General features: G+C 59.9%; 11 protein-coding genes. 6 read left to right on the top strand and 5 right to left on the bottom strand.

The window, feature by feature from the left end; genetic code table 11:
• A partial coding sequence (locus tag BT125_RS10295; RefSeq protein ID WP_072406590.1) for an RHS repeat domain-containing protein occupies positions 1-3438 on the top strand: 3438 nt, incomplete at its 5' end.
• Positions 3439-3735: 297 nt separating this feature from the next.
• Here the strand turns inward: BT125_RS10295 and BT125_RS10290 are convergent.
• The gene (locus tag BT125_RS10290) at positions 3736-4011 is read right to left on the bottom strand and encodes a helix-turn-helix transcriptional regulator (RefSeq protein WP_072406587.1); all 276 of its coding nucleotides are present in this window, start codon (positions 4009-4011) and stop codon (positions 3736-3738) included.
• A 322-nt stretch (positions 4012-4333) separates the two neighbouring features.
• Between BT125_RS10290 and BT125_RS10285 the strand changes: the two genes are divergently transcribed.
• From BT125_RS10285 to BT125_RS10275, 3 genes are all read left to right on the top strand, one after another.
• Positions 4334-4738 (top strand): MarR family winged helix-turn-helix transcriptional regulator, encoded by a 405-nt coding sequence (locus BT125_RS10285; RefSeq protein WP_072406585.1) that lies wholly within the window; start codon positions 4334-4336, stop codon positions 4736-4738.
• 51 nt (positions 4739-4789) lie between these two features.
• Complete coding sequence (locus tag BT125_RS10280) at positions 4790-5998, top strand: MFS transporter (RefSeq protein ID WP_072406583.1); 1209 nt, start codon at positions 4790-4792, stop codon at positions 5996-5998.
• A 181-nt stretch (positions 5999-6179) separates the two neighbouring features.
• Positions 6180-6731, top strand: coding sequence for a glutathione peroxidase (locus tag BT125_RS10275; RefSeq protein WP_072406581.1), 552 nt, complete (start codon positions 6180-6182; stop codon positions 6729-6731).
• An 89-nt stretch (positions 6732-6820) separates the two neighbouring features.
• On the opposite strand, the gene BT125_RS10270 is transcribed toward BT125_RS10275, so the two are convergent.
• The 3 genes from BT125_RS10270 to BT125_RS10260 all read right to left on the bottom strand — a co-directional run bounded on the left by BT125_RS10270 (position 6821) and on the right by BT125_RS10260 (position 9224).
• Entirely contained in the window at positions 6821-8095 is a 1275-nt protein-coding gene (locus tag BT125_RS10270; RefSeq protein ID WP_072406579.1) for an OmpP1/FadL family transporter, read from the bottom strand.
• A 145-nt stretch (positions 8096-8240) separates the two neighbouring features.
• On the bottom strand, positions 8241-8723 hold the full coding sequence (locus BT125_RS10265; protein WP_072406577.1) for a hypothetical protein: 483 nt from the start codon (positions 8721-8723) through the stop codon (positions 8241-8243).
• Positions 8724-8999: 276 nt separating this feature from the next.
• Entirely contained in the window at positions 9000-9224 is a 225-nt protein-coding gene (locus BT125_RS10260; protein WP_003204606.1) for a hypothetical protein, read from the bottom strand.
• 948 nt (positions 9225-10172) lie between these two features.
• Here BT125_RS10260 and BT125_RS10250 point away from each other — a divergent pair.
• Positions 10173-10496, top strand: a complete 324-nt coding sequence (locus tag BT125_RS10250) for an SEL1-like repeat protein (protein WP_072406575.1) — start codon at positions 10173-10175, stop codon at positions 10494-10496.
• Between the two features lie 188 nt (positions 10497-10684).
• Positions 10685-12070: a DNA recombination protein RmuC gene (rmuC, locus tag BT125_RS10245; protein ID WP_170866824.1), complete on the top strand. Its 1386-nt coding sequence runs from the start codon at positions 10685-10687 to the stop codon at positions 12068-12070.
• Positions 12071-12215: 145 nt separating this feature from the next.
• Here the strand turns inward: rmuC and BT125_RS10240 are convergent, their stop codons facing one another.
• Positions 12216-15686, bottom strand: coding sequence for a hybrid sensor histidine kinase/response regulator (locus BT125_RS10240; protein WP_072406571.1), 3471 nt, complete (start codon positions 15684-15686; stop codon positions 12216-12218).
• Positions 15687-15698 lie beyond the last annotated feature (12 nt).

Below are 15698 nucleotides of genomic sequence, written 5' to 3'. Positions count from 1 at the left end.
CTGGCCCTGAGCACGGGTGAAACTTTCAAGGTCACCGGCAGCGACACCGTCAGCGGCCAGTTGGTGATGAAGGAAAAAAAACTCGACAGTTTTCACTTCTACCAGGAGGACGACAAGCATTACCGGGTCGTGCATAAGTCCGGCCTGGTGGAGATATTGGAAGTACTGGGCAGTTCACAGGGCGAGGTAGCCCTGCCCGTTGAGATTCGTGCGGCCACGGGACACTCGGTCACGCTCGGCTATACCCCATTCAGTGGTACTTATCAGGTACTGGCATGGGTCAAGGATGACGCCGACCAGACCCTGCTGACGGTCGACCGCCAGAGTACGTCCCTCGAAGTGCTGCTCCAGCCATCCGCCGGACCGGACGGTGGCCCGTTGGCACGCTTTGCCATGGCTCTGGAAGGCTCTGACAAATACGTCAGCCGCATCACCCTGCCGACCGAGAACGAAGCATCCTGGCGTTTTGGCTACGACCTTGTCCGCGATCATCTCTGCATCACGCGGGTAGAGACCCCAACGGGGGGGAGGGAGGAAATATTCTATCAAGACGACGGCCATCAATTCCCGGATGACAGCGGACACACGCCGTTGCCTCGGGTGACCCGGCACCTGACCGAGCCGGGATTCGGCCAGCCGCCGATTGATGTTCGCTATACCTACAAAAGCGAAGACCCCGGGGAAAGCGAGAAAAACTTCCTGGGCGGCGGCCTGCTCTTGTCTTGGGAAGACAACGGCCTGGACAATCTCTATAAATACATTGGCGTCTACGAATACGTGTGCATCGAAACGCTCTGGATTCAGGATGACTCGGAACCGGAGCCTTACCCAGTTCGAAAAATCGAGCGCAAGTTCAACCAGTTCCATTTGCTGACAAGCGAAACGACCACTCAAAACAATAATGTCAAGACGGTCGAAACCACCTATTACCTGACCCCAGGTGTCGAATTCGACCAACAAGTCCAGTATTGCCAACTGCCGAGGACGGTGAAAACCAGTTGGTCGCTACTCAATAATCCGAACCACAGACGCAGCGAAACCGTCAGTAATACCTATGACATTTACGGCAACCTTCGGGTGCAGGTCCTGGCCAATGGGGTTATCGAAACCAGTACCTGGTACCCCTCCACAGAAAGCGATGGGTGTCCGGCCGATCCCGAGGGCTTCGTGCGCAACCTGAAGGAGAAAAACGTCAACCCGGCCCCCTCGTCGGATGGCCAAGCCCCGATGCTGGCCACCCGCTATCGCTACAAAGGGTTGTCGGAAGTAGGGGGTCGTCCGCTCAAGCAGTGGCTCACCATCGAGAGCCAGACGCTGGTGCAGCTTGGGAGCACTGAGACCGAGCTGGAATGTACGGTTTTCGATCATTTCGATGACCGGACCGATGCGTTCCTGCATGGGCGCGTTTCAGGCCAGGCGCTGACCATGGGGGGCAAGTCGACTCGCACCGAGTATGCCTACAGCACGCTCGATAGCCCGCTATTCAAGGAAAGCGTGCTGCAATCGGTCGAAACCCTGACCGGTTTTGATCATGAACAAGATGACAGAAATGTACAGAAGGTCGTCACGTTGTGGCATTCGGTGCTCAATGGCGAGCCACTGCTCAACCGCGATGACAACAATGTGGAAATCCACTATGCCTATGACGCGCTCAGGCGAGTGACCCGTGAAACCGTAGCGCCCGGCACCGCTTTCGCGGCCTTTCGCAGCTACGAGTATTTTCTTTGCGCCAATGCGGGGGAGCAGGCCGAACAACGGCTGTATGACGTCAAGCGGGTCAAGACCTGCACGAAGTTCGACGGGCTCAACCGAGCCATCTATGAAGAACGGGACGACGCGGATAATCCCAGTCGTGCCAGCACACCGCGTCAGGTCTACGCCGCTGAGTACGACGCGCTAGGTAATCGGATCAAGGATTCCGAGTACGACTGGCTGGGCGAGAACGTAAGGGTCCTTACAACGGAATATGAATACGACGACTGGGGCGCGCAATACTGTGTCACCGGCCCGGATGGTGTGAAGAACTTCGAGCAGACCGATCCGATCGGTACGTCCGAGTCGCAAGGGCCGATCCAGCGCAGTTGGCGCGAAGGCCGCGTGCCTGTTCCGAAAGTCAGTGGCGTCACCGAGACATGGCTCAACCTCTTCGAGAAACCCACCCGCACCGAGCGGCGCGATTTGTCCGAGCGGCTTGTCAGTCTGCATCGATATTTTTATGACGGGTTGGGGCGGACCGCAAAAGAGATCGTCGGATTTCCAGAATTCGAACGAGTCACGCTCTATAGCTACGACGCTTTCGATCGACTCACCGAAAATATCCTACCCGATACCGCTGTGGTTCGGCGTAGTTATGCCGCACACAGTCGTGAAGACTTGCCTACTTTGATCAGCGTCAATGAAGTTATTCTCGGAACCCAGGTATTCGATGGTCTCGACCGAATGATCCAGTCGACTACCGGCGGTCGTGAGCGGATTTTCACCTTCGAACCCGGGCAAACACAGCCCCGTACGGTGACCACCCCCAGTGGCAAGGTCATTGAGTACGAGTATCAACCGGAGCTGGGTACCGAACCGCTGCGGCGCAACCTGACGGGCGGCATTGCGACCGACTATGAGTACGACCGGGAGAACGCCCGCCTGACCAGTTGCCAGGAACAAGGCTTGCAGCTCACCCGCGAGTATTACAGTACTGGGGAGCCAAAGACCGAGACACGCAGCATAGAAGGTCGCGAGTACACCATGCATTACCGTTACAGCCGGCTCGGTCGCCTGCTTGCCTACACTGACGTTCTGGGTCAGGAGCAGAATTATCGCTATGACGATCAAGGGCGGCTGGAGCAAACGGAGCTGGGTGCTACTGCGTCGACATTTACCTACGATGCGTTAGGCCAGACCGCCAGCATCCACACTCACGACAGCCTCAGTGGACAAAGCGTCGGCATCACCCTGCAATACGACGAGTTTGGACGTGAAACCTTGCGCACCTTTGATCTCGATGGGGTCGAACAGCAACTGAGCCAGGTCTACAACGATGTTGATGGCCTGAAACAGCGGACCTTGCGTCAGGGGACCGTCGTGCTGCGTGATGAAAACTACACCTATGACCTGCGTGGGCGTCTGACTGACTACACGTGTACCGGCACCCAGCCGCCCGTTGATCCGTATGACAAGCCCATTGACCGCCAGATGTTTTCGTTCGATGCGTTGGACAACCTCAAGTTGGTGCTGACCTACTTTGCCGGGGACTTCAACCGGGCGATTTATAAATACGACGATGTGCCCGATCCTACGCAACTGCGCGAAGTCGCTAACAGTCATGAGGATTATCCTGAAAGCATTGAGTTGGAATACAACCTGGACGGTCACCTTATCCGCGACGAAGAGAGTCGTACGCTGGAGTATGACCCCCTCGGTCGGCTGATTTCCGTCAGCGGCTAATCGGCGAACCTCCTGCTGGCTACAGCTACGATCCGGTGGATACGTTGGCGCGCCTGGACGATGGAAGTGGCAAGAGCAGCGCTTCTACCAGGACGGAGAACTGACGAACCAGATCAAGGGCGCCAATAGCAGCACATTCCTGCGTGCAGATAACGTTGTGCTTGCCGAGCATGAGACTGGTGATGGCCCAAAGTCGTTATTGTTGGCCGGGGATAACTGGAGCACTGTGCTCTGTGAAATCTAAGAACGTCGTGAGAAACCAATAGCGTCCCGACCAGCGAGACGCCATTGGAACACTTAGATCAACCCCTGCTCACGCGCAATTTTCCCCGCAAGATGACGCGAGCTGACCCCGAATTTCCGACGTATGTTGTTGAAATGATAATTGACGTTGGCTTCGCTGCAATCGACGATCACGGCGATTTCCCAGGATGACTTGCCGGCCTCGCTCCATTGCAGGAACTCTTTTTCCCGGTTGGTAAGTCGGATGGCGGGAGGTTGTTTGCTTTCGAGTGGGTTAAAGCGAGCCTGGTAGGGCAACGGATGTCCAGGAACGACGTTGGTGCGGTACATGAAAAATCTCCCATTCATCATCAGTGATGGCGTGGGGGCGGCGGAATTTTCCTACTACTTGATGGCATGGTTCGCACGGCCCTTCTTCAGCCCCTGTGGGGCTGGAGGCACGGCTTCGTTATAGCTTGATTCAGGCCACCTGAAACCTGTAAGACATGACAGGTGCGTGGGCCCTGATGAGGAGTTGTCGAAAAGTAAGTCAGGCGAGCCGCTTGATATTATGGGAATTTTCACGGGTTGCTCGTTCCATAGGATGGGGTTGTGAGAGCGGATCCCTTGATTTAAATTTGCATTCCATCAACCCCGGGTATATACACGCATCATGCTTCCTTCCCAATGTCTATGCATCAACCTGCGGCGTGCCGCCCGTGGCGTCAGCAGGTATTACGACGGCGCTCTCGATGGCTTCGGGATCAACGTTGCCCAGTATTCTTTGCTGAGCAACCTGGCGCGCCTGGACCAGCCGAGCATTTCTTCCCTGGCCGAAGCCATGGGCCTGGACCGCAGCACCCTGGGGCGTAATCTGCGGGTGCTGGAAGGCGAGGGGCTGGTGGCGCTGGCTGAGGGCGACGATCTGCGGAACCGTATCGTCGTGCTCACTGAAATGGGGCAGGCCCGGTTGGCGGCAGCGCTGCCGGCCTGGGAAGCGGCGCAGCAGAAACTGATCGATAAGCTGGGCGCCGAAAAACGTGCGACCTTGCTGGCCTTGCTGGACGAGTTGGCGTGAAGCCGGCTCGCTCGATGATAAGCGGGTATATACCCGCGAGCGGAGAATAGAATGACATCAATGTGGCGTACCTGTGGTTGGGTCCTGGTGGGCAGCGCGCTGATCCTGGCGTTGTCCCTGGGCGTTCGGCATGGCTTCGGCCTGTTCCTGGCGCCCATGAGTGCCGAGTTCGGCTGGGGCCGTGAGGTATTTGCCTTCGCCATTGCCTTGCAGAACCTGATCTGGGGCCTGGCGCAGCCTTTCACCGGCGCGCTGGCCGACCGCTTCGGTGCGGCGAAAGTGGTGCTGATCGGCGGTGTTCTCTATGCCGTTGGCCTGGTGTTCATGGGCATGGCGGATTCGCCTTGGTCACTGTCGTTGAGTGCGGGCCTGTTGATTGGCATCGGTCTGTCGGGCACGTCGTTCTCGGTGATCCTCGGCGTGGTCGGACGGGCCGTGCCGCCGGAAAAACGCAGCATGGGCATGGGCATCGCCAGCGCCGCCGGCTCCTTCGGACAGTTCGCCATGTTGCCCGGCACGCTGGGGTTGATCGGTTGGCTCGGTTGGTCGGCAGCCTTGTTGGCGCTGGGGCTGTTGGTGGCGCTGATCGTGCCGCTGGTGAGCATGCTCAAGGACGCGCCGTTGCCGGTGGCCGGACATGAACAGACCCTGGCCGAAGCCTTGCGCGAGGCCTGCAGCCATTCCGGGTTCTGGCTGCTGGCGGTTGGCTTTTTTGTCTGCGGTTTCCAAGTGGTGTTCATTGGCGTGCATTTGCCGGCGTACCTGGTGGACCAACACCTGCCCGCCAGCGTCGGCACCACCGTGCTGGCCTTGGTCGGGTTGTTCAATATCTTCGGCACCTACACCGCTGGTTGGCTGGGCGGACGCATGTCCAAGCCCCGCCTGTTGACCGGGTTGTACCTGCTGCGGGCCGTGGTGATCGGCTTGTTCCTGTGGCTGCCGGTGACCACCACTACGGCCTATCTGTTCGGCATGGCAATGGGCTTGCTGTGGCTGTCGACCGTGCCGTTGACCAACGGCACGGTAGCGACCCTGTTTGGTGTACGAAATCTGTCGATGCTGGGTGGGATCGTGTTCCTGTTCCACCAGTTGGGCTCGTTCCTCGGTGGTTGGTTGGGCGGGGTGGTGTACGACCGCACCGGCAGCTATGACCTGATCTGGCAGGTGTCGATCCTGCTCAGCCTGTTGGCGGCCGCGTTGAACTGGCCGGTGCGTGAACGACCGGTGGCGCGCCTGCAAGTCCAGGTCGGTTCAGCATGAGTCGCATCGGCCCGTGGTTGATCGCTGTCGGTGCCGGCCTGTTGCTGGCACTCGCCTGGTGGGGCTGGCACCAGGGCGGGTTGGCCTTGATGCAGTTGGGCATGGGCACGTGCTGAACAATGGACGGCATCGGACGCTGCGAGTAACGTCGTGGTCTGACATGCTTTTAAGGAAAACCGACATGTTGATGCGCTGGTTTGCTGTTCCCGCCCTGTTGCTGGCTGTGACCGGGCAAGTCTGGGCCGTCGATTGCCCGCCGTTGCTGGAGGGTTCGTTGCCCAAGCTGCGGGCCAAGGAAACCATTGATTTGTGCCAGCGCTTTGCGGGCAAGCCTCTGGTGGTGGTGAACACCGCCAGCTTCTGTGGGTTCGCCCCGCAATTCAAGGGCCTCGAGGCGCTCAACCAGCGCTACAAGGACCAAGGGTTGCAAGTGCTGGGCGTACCGTCCAATGACTTCAAGCAGGAATCCAAGGACGGGGCCGAAACCGCCAAGGTCTGCTACGTCAATTACGGCGTGACCTTCACCATGACCGAACCACAGCCGGTGAGGGGGGCGGATGCGATACCGCTGTTCAAGCACTTGGCTGAACAATCCGGCGCGCCGAAATGGAATTTCTACAAGTACGTGGTGGACCGCCAGGGCAAGGTCGTTGGCAGTTTTTCCAGCCGGATCAAGCCTGACGATCCCGATTTCATCAAGGCGGTAGAAGCGGCCATCGCCTCCAAACCCTGACGCCTGCCACGAAAAAGCCCCGCCTCTTTGCAGAGTGCGGGGCTTTTTTTCGCTTCAACTGGCGAGGGGTTCAGGTTCGCCGTGAAACATCAGAAGCGGTAGGTTGCACCGACACCGAAGCCGTTGGCGCTGTTTTCGTATTTGGCGTTGTAGGACTGGCCGAGGGCATTGCTGCCGCTGACGTTGACTTTTTCTTCCTTGAGGTAGGAATAAGCCACGTCAATGGTCAGGTCGTCGGTCGGGCTCCAGCCGGCGCCCAGGCTGAAGATGGTCCGGTCGCCGGTCGGGATACGTGGCGAACGGTCCTGGTTGTTGGTCGGTGCCTGGTCGAAGGTCAGGCCGGTACGCAGTACCCACTGCTTGTTCAATTGGTAGGAGGTACCGATGGCGTAGGCCCAGGTGTCGTGCCAGTTCTGTTCTTCGGTGATGGTACCGAGAGCAGGGTTCAAAAGACCGCCGCCACTGCTGGTGCCTTCGTTTTCCACAGTGATTTCTTTCAGGCGGCTCCAACGAGTCCAAGTGCTGCCGGCGTAGACGGTCCAGGCATCATTGAGTTGTTGGGTGACCGAAAAGTCCACCGACTCAGGCGTGGTGATGTCCAGCGATGCGTCGTAGCGACCATTGGTGAGCAGGAAGGCTGGTGTACCTGCGCCCGGGTTCACTTCAGTGTGGCCTTCAAGCTTGTATTTGACCTTGGAGTGATAGGTCAAGCCGACACGAGTGGTGTCGGTCGCTTGGACCAGTACGCCGATGTTGTAGCCATAGCCAATGTCGTCGCCCTTGATTTCCACACCGGCCTCGGGCAGGCCTGTTACGCCCAACTGCGATTCCAGGGAGCCGGAAATACGGTTGATGGTCGGGCCGAAACCGATCGATACCTTGTCGTTGAAGGCGTAGCTGACGGTTGGCTGGAAGGTGACGACCTTCACTTCGCTCTTGCTGCCGAAACTTCGGCCCTGGAAGCCATTTTCGTAATCGGTGATCAAGCCAAACGGCGCGTAGACACCCAGGCCGAAAGCCCACTGATCATCGATGGGCTTGACGTAGTAGCCCATTGGAACGCCGGTGAGCGGAACCATGTCGCCCTTGTTGGTGCCGGACTGGGTACCGCTGGCATCGTCGATATCGGTGGAAGCATCGATGGCGGCGAAGCCACCAGTGACTTGCTGGCGCTTGAGGCGCGACATGCCGGCAGGGTTGCCAAACACGGTGCTGGCGTCATCGGCAGAAGAGGAACGACCTGCGAAACCAGTGCCCATGCCACTGATGCTTTGTTCGTTCAAGGCAAAGCCACTGGCGAAAAGTTGCGTGGATGCCAAGGTAACGGCAAGGCCAAGGGTGGTTTTGAGCATCATTTTTTTCATTGTTAGAACTCCTGGTGATCACCGGGGCGAAAATTACCAACATTTTCCCTCAAGCGCTATAGCCTGTATGGCTTGATTTAGAGCGGTTTTGTAGGACAATCCGACCAGATTCGCGAACGTTGTAGGAAGTTTCCGAGTTTCCCATTCAGCAAGCGACCTGATTCAGCGGCGAAACACAGCGTTGCCAGGCGCAGGTGAAATCTCGCAGGCGCCCTTGGGGATGAAAGGTCTGGCGCCAGATGCGGGCCATGCCCAGCAGGTCGTCGGCGTCGGGAAGCGGGGTATTCTGTTCCTCCACCAGCAGCCAGGCGATGGCCGTGGCGTAGCGCAAATTGACGGTCAATTCCAGGTGCGGGCCGCTGAGAAAGGCATGCTGGCTGGCCAGGCCGCGCACCAGGCTGGCCCGTTCCGGATCTCGTGCCAGGTAATGGTCCCAGAGTGCCTGGTGGCGGGGCTCGGTAATGCGATACAGGCCATGTCCGCGTCGATCATGCAGGGCTGAACCCAGGGCGGACTGGCTGGCGGCAATGCCCAGCAACAAGGATTCCGCGGTTGCGCTATGACACTCAAGGTAGAGGAGCGTCGGGCGGATCACATATCGACACAGTTCGCTGGCAGCGATACCCATAAAACCCTCGAAGTGTGAAAAGGGCGGAGCCTGAAGAGTGTGGGCTTGGCAGCGGTGGATCGGTCCAGGCCCCGCCGGAAGCGGATCATGCCGCTTGACTTGAAGTGTAGTGTCATATTCCCGCTGTAAAGGACTGTTTTTAAAACATCTTCAGCGAACGGTTATAACTGTTATATCCCTTGGTGCTTACGCCGTTTCGCTTCATCGAGAAATTTCGGGCAACAAAAAGCCCCGCTTTCTGGGCGGGGCCTTTGGGGTTTCAGCCTTTCTGGCGTCTCAGGCAACCAGTGCCTGGCGAGTACGCTCGATCACGGCCTGCAGCGGTTCGGCGCTGGAGTACTGGTCGGGGTACAGGCGTTCGCTGTGACGGGCGATGCCGTGTTCGTTGACCAGCGTGAAGCTGAAACAGCCTTTGCGAGCGGCCATGATCAGGCAGTTCATCGGTGCAAAAGCGTTGGTGAGGGTGCGGATAGCATCCTGTGCGTGGATTTGAGTAGACATGTTATGGGTGTTCCTGCAAATGACACGGTTAAGAACCGTGCAGCGTTAAAACGTTCCAGTAACGTCGACCACCATTGGTCGAACGAAGAACCCGACTGGAACAAAGCAGCCAGTTTGAGCGCTATATAAGTGCGCGCTTGGGCTGGCAGGTAGGTACTTAGGAGGGCAGGCAACACATCAAGGGCAAAGGTTCTGGGCCCGGGGTGAAGATCCTGATCAATTTTGCAGGTTGGTTCGGTCAGAGTAATGAGCCTGGCAACACCCTTTGCATTCGATCAAAGGCTGTGTTGGCGCAAGATTTACCTGGAAACCATCGAGGGGGTCGGTCTCTTTTTTCGGTGAAGCATCCTTTGGAGGATGGCTGACCGTGGAGATGTGTTCGACCCGGAATTGACTTTCAGCTTGGTACTAACGCTGCGGATACTAACGGATCGAACCCGTGAAGGGAAGGGTGTTGGTTAAAAAATATTCAAGTGGCACTCAATCGCTGTGGAGGGCATGCCGTAGCACAGGAACCGACGCTTGCAAGTGCGCCCACGCCACCGCTGCTGCAATGCACGTCCAAAGGTTATCCCCAGCTTTTACCGCCCGTTGTACCAAAAAATCGCAGCGTTATAACCCGTTCAGCTGTTACTTGTGCACACTCGTGGCGCCACTTGTCACCGAACTGTCATATCGAAACAATCCGGGGTAGGTGCCTGTATCCAAAATTTAAGTCAATGAAAAACATCGCTTTTTTTACTGGTGAAAAAATCGTCAGTTTGAGCGCAGGCCCCGTTCCACAGGGCTTTGCGCGAGTTCAGGGGGGGTTGTCCACTGAGTTATCCACAGCTTCTGTGGATTGTCCCAAGCGCTTGCTCTAGCACGGGCGTGCCGGTTTTTTTCGGCTTTACCCGTACGAAAAAAGGAGTAGAGTGGCGCGCCTTCCGATCTGTCCCACAGTGTTTTATGAAGTTTCGCTCAGTATCAAATCCTGTTACCTCCACACCCTCTGGTGTTACCCCACCCAAACGTATGTCGATGCGGGTGGCTGAGTGGCTGCTCGACAGTCCGCGGCTGGGGGACAGCCCCAGCGTCAAGCACCTGGCGGGTCGTTTGCTCAAGCAACCGGCCCGTGAAGGCGTGGTGGCCGCGCAAAGTCGCCTCGGGCAGTTAATGTGCCGAGAATGCGGCAATGCGCGGGATCGACGCATCGGCCACGACCTGCTGCGCCAGGCCGCCCGGGCCGGCGATGATCGTGCCCGTCGGGCCCTCGGTGAAATCGAAGACTGAAAACGAAGACTGCGCTGGGCAACCCCCAGCCGCTTGGTTAACCTTCGGGCTTTATTTGATCGGCAGGAATTGTCATGGCTATGGATTTGACCAGCCTGTTGTTTGGCCTGGCAGGCGCTGCGGTGCCGTTGCTGGCACTGGCCTGGCATCTGCAACGCCAAGCCGCCGCCGCGCAGACCGAACTGGCCCTGCTGGAGGAGCGCCTGGCCACGGCCCACATGGCCCACGATGGTCTCAACGCCCAGCTCGATGCCTGCCGCGACGAAATCAGCGATCTGAGCCAGGCCAACGCCGCCAAGCAAGCCGAGCTTGCCGCGGCCTGCCGTGAGGTCGAGTTGCTGCAGATCGAGCGCGACAATGCCCGGGATGCGGCACATGCCTGGAACCTCGAACGTGCCAACAAGGAAGCCGAGCTGCGTCGGCTCGATGCCCAGGCGGCGTCGCTGCAGGCCGAATTGCGTGAGCAGCAGGAAAGCCATCAGCAACGCCTGGATGACCTGCAAGGCTCGCGAGACGAGCTGCGGGCGCAGTTCGCCGAGCTTGCCGGAAAGATCTTCGACGAACGTGAGCAGCGTTTCGCCGAAACCAGCCAGCAACGCCTGGGCCAATTGCTCGATCCGCTTAAGGAACGTATCCAGTCCTTCGAAAAACGCGTTGAAGAAAGTTATCAGGCCGAGGCCCGGGAACGTTTCTCCCTGGGCAAGGAACTGGAGCGTTTGCAGCAACTGAACCTGCGCCTGAGCGACGAAGCCACCAACCTCACCCGGGCGCTCAAGGGTCAGAAGACCCAGGGTAACTGGGGCGAACTGATCCTGGAGCGGGTGCTTGAACATGCCGGCCTGGAGAAGGGGCGCGAGTATCAGACCCAGGTCAGCCTCAAGGGGCCGGACGGCGAGCGTTTCCAGCCGGACGTGTTGATTTATCTTCCGGGCGACAAGCAAGTGGTGGTCGATTCCAAGGTCAGCCTCACGGCCTATCAGCAGTACGTGGCCGCTGAAGACGACGCCATCGGCCAACTCGCGCTCAAGCAACATGTGGTGTCGTTGCGTGCCCACGTCAAAGGCTTGGCCGGCAAGGACTACAAACGCCTGGACGGTTTGCACAGCCTGGATTTCGTGTTGCTGTTCGTGCCAATCGAAGCGGCGTTTTCCGCCGCGCTGCAAGCCGAGCCGAACCTGTTCCAGGAAGCTTTCGACCGCAACATCGTGATCGTCAGCCCGACCACGCTGCTGGCGACGCTACGGGTGATCGACAGCTTGTGGAAGCAGGAACGCCAGAGCCAGAACGCCCGGGAAATCGCCGAGCGAGCGGGGTGGCTATATGACAAGTTCGTCCTGTTCATCCAGGACCTGGACGAGATCGGCAGTCGCTTGCAGCAGTTGGACAAAGCCTACAGTGCGGCGCGCAATAAACTGACAGAAGGGCGCGGCAACCTGATCAGCCGCAGCGAACAGCTCAAGCTGCTCGGCGCCCGGGCCAGCAAGAGTTTGCCCAGTGAATTGCTCGAACGGGCGATGAGCGATGCGGATGGGTTGCCTGAGTTGCCTGAAGAGACGGCAAAAACCCAGGATTGATGAACCCCTTGGACTTGATGCAAAACCCGGTGGCGAGGGAGCTTGCTCCCGCTGGGCTGCGCAGCAGCCCCTTTTTGTGAGTGCTGCGCACTCAAGCGGGAGCAAGCTCCCTCGCCACAGAGGCCCCTTACATCCCCCGAGTTCCCTACAACGGCAAATGCCGACTCAACAAAGCCCGCAACGCCGCCGGCTTCACCGGCTTGGCCAGATAATCCAGGCCCGCCGCATGCACCAGGGCCACCGTCTCGGGGCGGCCATCGGCGCTGATCACCACCCCAGGCACCGGTTCCCCCATGCGCCTGCGCAGCCAGGCCATCAGTTCGGTGCCGGTCTCGCCGTCGTCCAGATGAAAATCCACTAGCGCCAGTTGCGGTCGGCCGCCCTGGGCCAGCCAACGCTCGCATTCCTCGCGGTTGCGCGCCGTCCATACCTGGCAACCCCAGCGCGTCAGCAGGCTGTTCATGCCGATCAGGATGCTGTCTTCGTTATCGACGCACAGCACCTGCGCGCCGCTTGGCAAGTGACCGTTGGGTTCGGCCACGGGGCCCGGTACGACGGTCTGTGTCTGGGCCAAGGGCACGCTGACGCTGAACACGCTGCCGCACCCTGGCCAGGAGCGTACGCGCAAGGTATGGCCCAGCACGCGGCACAGGCCGTCGGCGATCGCCAGGCCCAGACCCAGGCCTTTTTCGGCGCGGGTCTGGTGGCTGTCCAGGCGCTTGAACTCTTCGAAAATGACTTGCAGCTTGTCCTCGGCGATGCCCGGCCCGCGGTCCCAGACTTCCAGGCACAACTCGCCGTTGCGCCGACGTACGCCCAGCAGCACCGGGCCCTTGGCGTAGCGGAAAGCGTTGGTCAGGAAGTTCTGCAGAATGCGCCGCAGCAGCTTGATGTCGCTGTCCACTCGCAACTTCGAGCCGCGAACCCGGAACTTCAAGCCTTGTTCCTGGGCCAGGGCCCTGAACTCCGCGCCGAGGGTATCGAGCAGGTCGTTGAGGGCGAAGGGCTTGCGGTCGGGGTTGATCTTGCCGTTTTCCAGGCGGGAGATATCCAGCAAGTCGGTGATCAGGTCTTCAGCCGAGCGCAGTGAACTGTCTAAGTGTTGTACCAGTTGCCGGGCCTCGCTCGGCAAACCGTCGTGCTGGTGGGACAGCGCGGCGGAGAACAGGCGCGCGGCATTGAGCGGTTGCATCAGGTCGTGGCTGACTGCCGCGAGGAACCGGGTCTTGGATTGATAGGCCGCTTCGGCGGTGCTCTTGGCTTCGGTCAGGGCCAGGTTCAACTGCGACAGTTCCCGGGTGCGTTCCGCCACTCGTTGCTCCAGCCCTTCGTTGGCTTCGGTCAGCGCCTGTGCGGCCTCACGAAAGGCGGTGATGTCGGTGAAACTCATGACGAAACCGCCACCGGGCATCGGGTTGCCGATCAGCTCGATGACCCGGCCGTTGGGGAACAGCCGTTCAGAGGTATGGGCTCGGCCCTGGCGCATCCAGTGCAGGCGCCTGGCGACATGGACTTCCGCCTCGCCCGGCCCGCAGAGGCCACGTTCGGCGTTGTAGCGGATGATGTCGGCAATGGGCCGACCGACACTGATCAAGCCGTCCGGATACTTGAACAGCTCCAGGTAGCGACGGTTCCACGCCACCAGTCGGAGGGACTGGTCGACCACGCTGATGCCCTGGCTGATGTTCTCGATGGCGCCTTGCAGCAGGGCGCGGTTGAACTGCAGCACCTCCGACGCTTCGTCCGCGATCCGGACCACGTCTTCGAGCTGCATCTCCCGACCTTCGATGGCGGCTTTCACGACCGCGCGTGTCGAAGAGGCGCCGAGTACACCGGCCAGCAGGCGTTCGGTGTGGGCGATCCATTCGCCGTCGGCGTTCTGGTTCGGGTTGAAGCCTTTGCCCTGGCGGTAGGCGAAGCGAATGAAACTTTGCCGCGCCCGCTCTTCGCCGACGAAACGTGCGGCCAGTTGCAAGAGGTCTTCGATGTGCACCGCCAGCATCGAGCGAGGGTTGGGGCGGGCGCTGATTTCCTGGCCGATGAAGCGCCCGGCCTGCCAGTGTTCCGAGACGCGTGTGCGCGACAGCACCGACACCCAGGCGAACAGCGTGAAGTTGCCGGCCAGGGATAGGACCACCCCTTGGGTCAGCGGCGTGATCGGCAGGTTCAAGGGATTGCCGTGCAGCCAGGCCAGCCCCGGAAAGCTGCTGAGCGACCAGCCCAGGCTGTGGGCGGCAATCGGCAACACCAGGGTGTAGAACCACAGGAAGATCCCCGTGGCGAGGCCGGCGAACACGCCGCGGCGGTTGGCCTGTTTCCAGTACAGCGCGCCGAGCATGGCCGGGGCCAGTTGGGTCACGGCGGCGAAGGCGATCTGGCCGATGGTCGCCAGGCTCGCCGTCGAGCCCAGCAGCCGATAGCTGACATAGGCCAGCAACAGGATGACCACGATGCTGACCCGGCGCACCGAGAGCATCCACTGACGGAACACCTCGAAGGGGCGTTCGGCGTTGTTGCGGCGCAGCAGCCAGGGCAACAACATGTCGTTGGAGACCATGGTCGACAGCGCCACGCTGGCCACGATCACCATGCCAGTGGCCGCCGAGGCGCCGCCGATGAACGCCAGTACCGCCAGGGCCGGATGAGCCTGGGCCAGCGGCAGGCTGATGACGAACGAGTCCGGCAGCACGGAACTGGGCAGCATCATTTGCCCGGCGAGGGCGATGGGCACCACGAACAGCGCGGCCAGGGCCAGGTAGGCAGGGAATACCCACTTGGCCAGGCGCAGGTCCTGGGGCTCGATGTTTTCCACCACGGTCACGTGGAACTGCCGCGGCAAGCAGATGATCGCCATCATCGCCACCCCGGTCTGCACCACCATGGACGGCCAATTGATGGTTTCTTTCCAGTATTGCTCCAGCCGTGGCGCGAGCATCGCCTGGTTGAACAGGTCGTCGAAACCGTCGTACAGGCCGTACGTCACGAACGCTCCGACCGCCAGGAAGGCGAACAGCTTGACCAGGGATTCGAAGGCAATCGCCAGCACCATGCCACGGTGGTGTTCGGTGGCGTCCAGGTTACGGGTACCGAACACGATAGTGAACAGCGCCAGGATCAGCGAGACGATCAGCGCGGTGTCCTGGGCGCGGGTGCCCATGGCATCGGCGCCCGCACCGATCAACAAGTTCACCCCGAGCACGATGCCCTTGAGCTGCAAGGCAATATACGGCAGCACGCCCACCAGGCAGATCAGTGCGACCACCACCGCGAGGGATTGGGACTTGCCGTAGCGGGCGGCGATGAAGTCGGCGATGGAGGTGATGTTCTCCTGTTTGCTGATCATCACCATTTTTTGCAGGACCCACGGCGCCAGCACCAGCAGCAGGATCGGCCCGAGGTAGATCGGCAGGAATGACCAGAGCTGTTCGGCGGCCTGGCCCACGGCGCCGAAGAACGTCCAACTGGTGCAATACACCGCCAGCGACAGGCTATAGACCCAGGCCCGCACCCGTGGCGGCAACGGCGTGCTGCGCCGGTCGCCGTAGAAGGCGATGGCGAACATAATGGCCATATAGGCCAGGGCGACAACGGCGATCAGCCCGCTGGACAGCGACATGGAAACTCCCGG

It is taken from the genome of Pseudomonas sp. NFACC04-2 (assembly GCF_900119265.1).
GTDB lineage: Bacteria > Pseudomonadota > Gammaproteobacteria > Pseudomonadales > Pseudomonadaceae > Aquipseudomonas > Aquipseudomonas fluorescens_AA.
Note: the sequence above shows the minus strand (reverse complement) of the source record. Positions and strands in the feature narration are given on the sequence as shown.

Excerpts from the sequence above, each read along its gene's own strand:
- BT125_RS10290 (WP_072406587.1), bottom strand. The coding sequence starts at position 4,011 with ATGTACCGCACCAACGTCGTTCCTGGACATCCGTTGCCCTACCAGGCT.
- BT125_RS10285 (WP_072406585.1), top strand. The coding sequence starts at position 4,334 with ATGCTTCCTTCCCAATGTCTATGCATCAACCTGCGGCGTGCCGCCCGT.
- BT125_RS10280 (WP_072406583.1), top strand. The coding sequence starts at position 4,790 with ATGACATCAATGTGGCGTACCTGTGGTTGGGTCCTGGTGGGCAGCGCG.
- BT125_RS10275 (WP_072406581.1), top strand. The coding sequence starts at position 6,180 with ATGTTGATGCGCTGGTTTGCTGTTCCCGCCCTGTTGCTGGCTGTGACC.
- BT125_RS10270 (WP_072406579.1), bottom strand. The coding sequence starts at position 8,095 with ATGAAAAAAATGATGCTCAAAACCACCCTTGGCCTTGCCGTTACCTTG.
- BT125_RS10265 (WP_072406577.1), bottom strand. The coding sequence starts at position 8,723 with ATGGGTATCGCTGCCAGCGAACTGTGTCGATATGTGATCCGCCCGACG.
- BT125_RS10260 (WP_003204606.1), bottom strand. The coding sequence starts at position 9,224 with ATGTCTACTCAAATCCACGCACAGGATGCTATCCGCACCCTCACCAAC.
- BT125_RS10250 (WP_072406575.1), top strand. The coding sequence starts at position 10,173 with ATGAAGTTTCGCTCAGTATCAAATCCTGTTACCTCCACACCCTCTGGT.
- BT125_RS10240 (WP_072406571.1), bottom strand. The coding sequence starts at position 15,686 with ATGTCGCTGTCCAGCGGGCTGATCGCCGTTGTCGCCCTGGCCTATATG.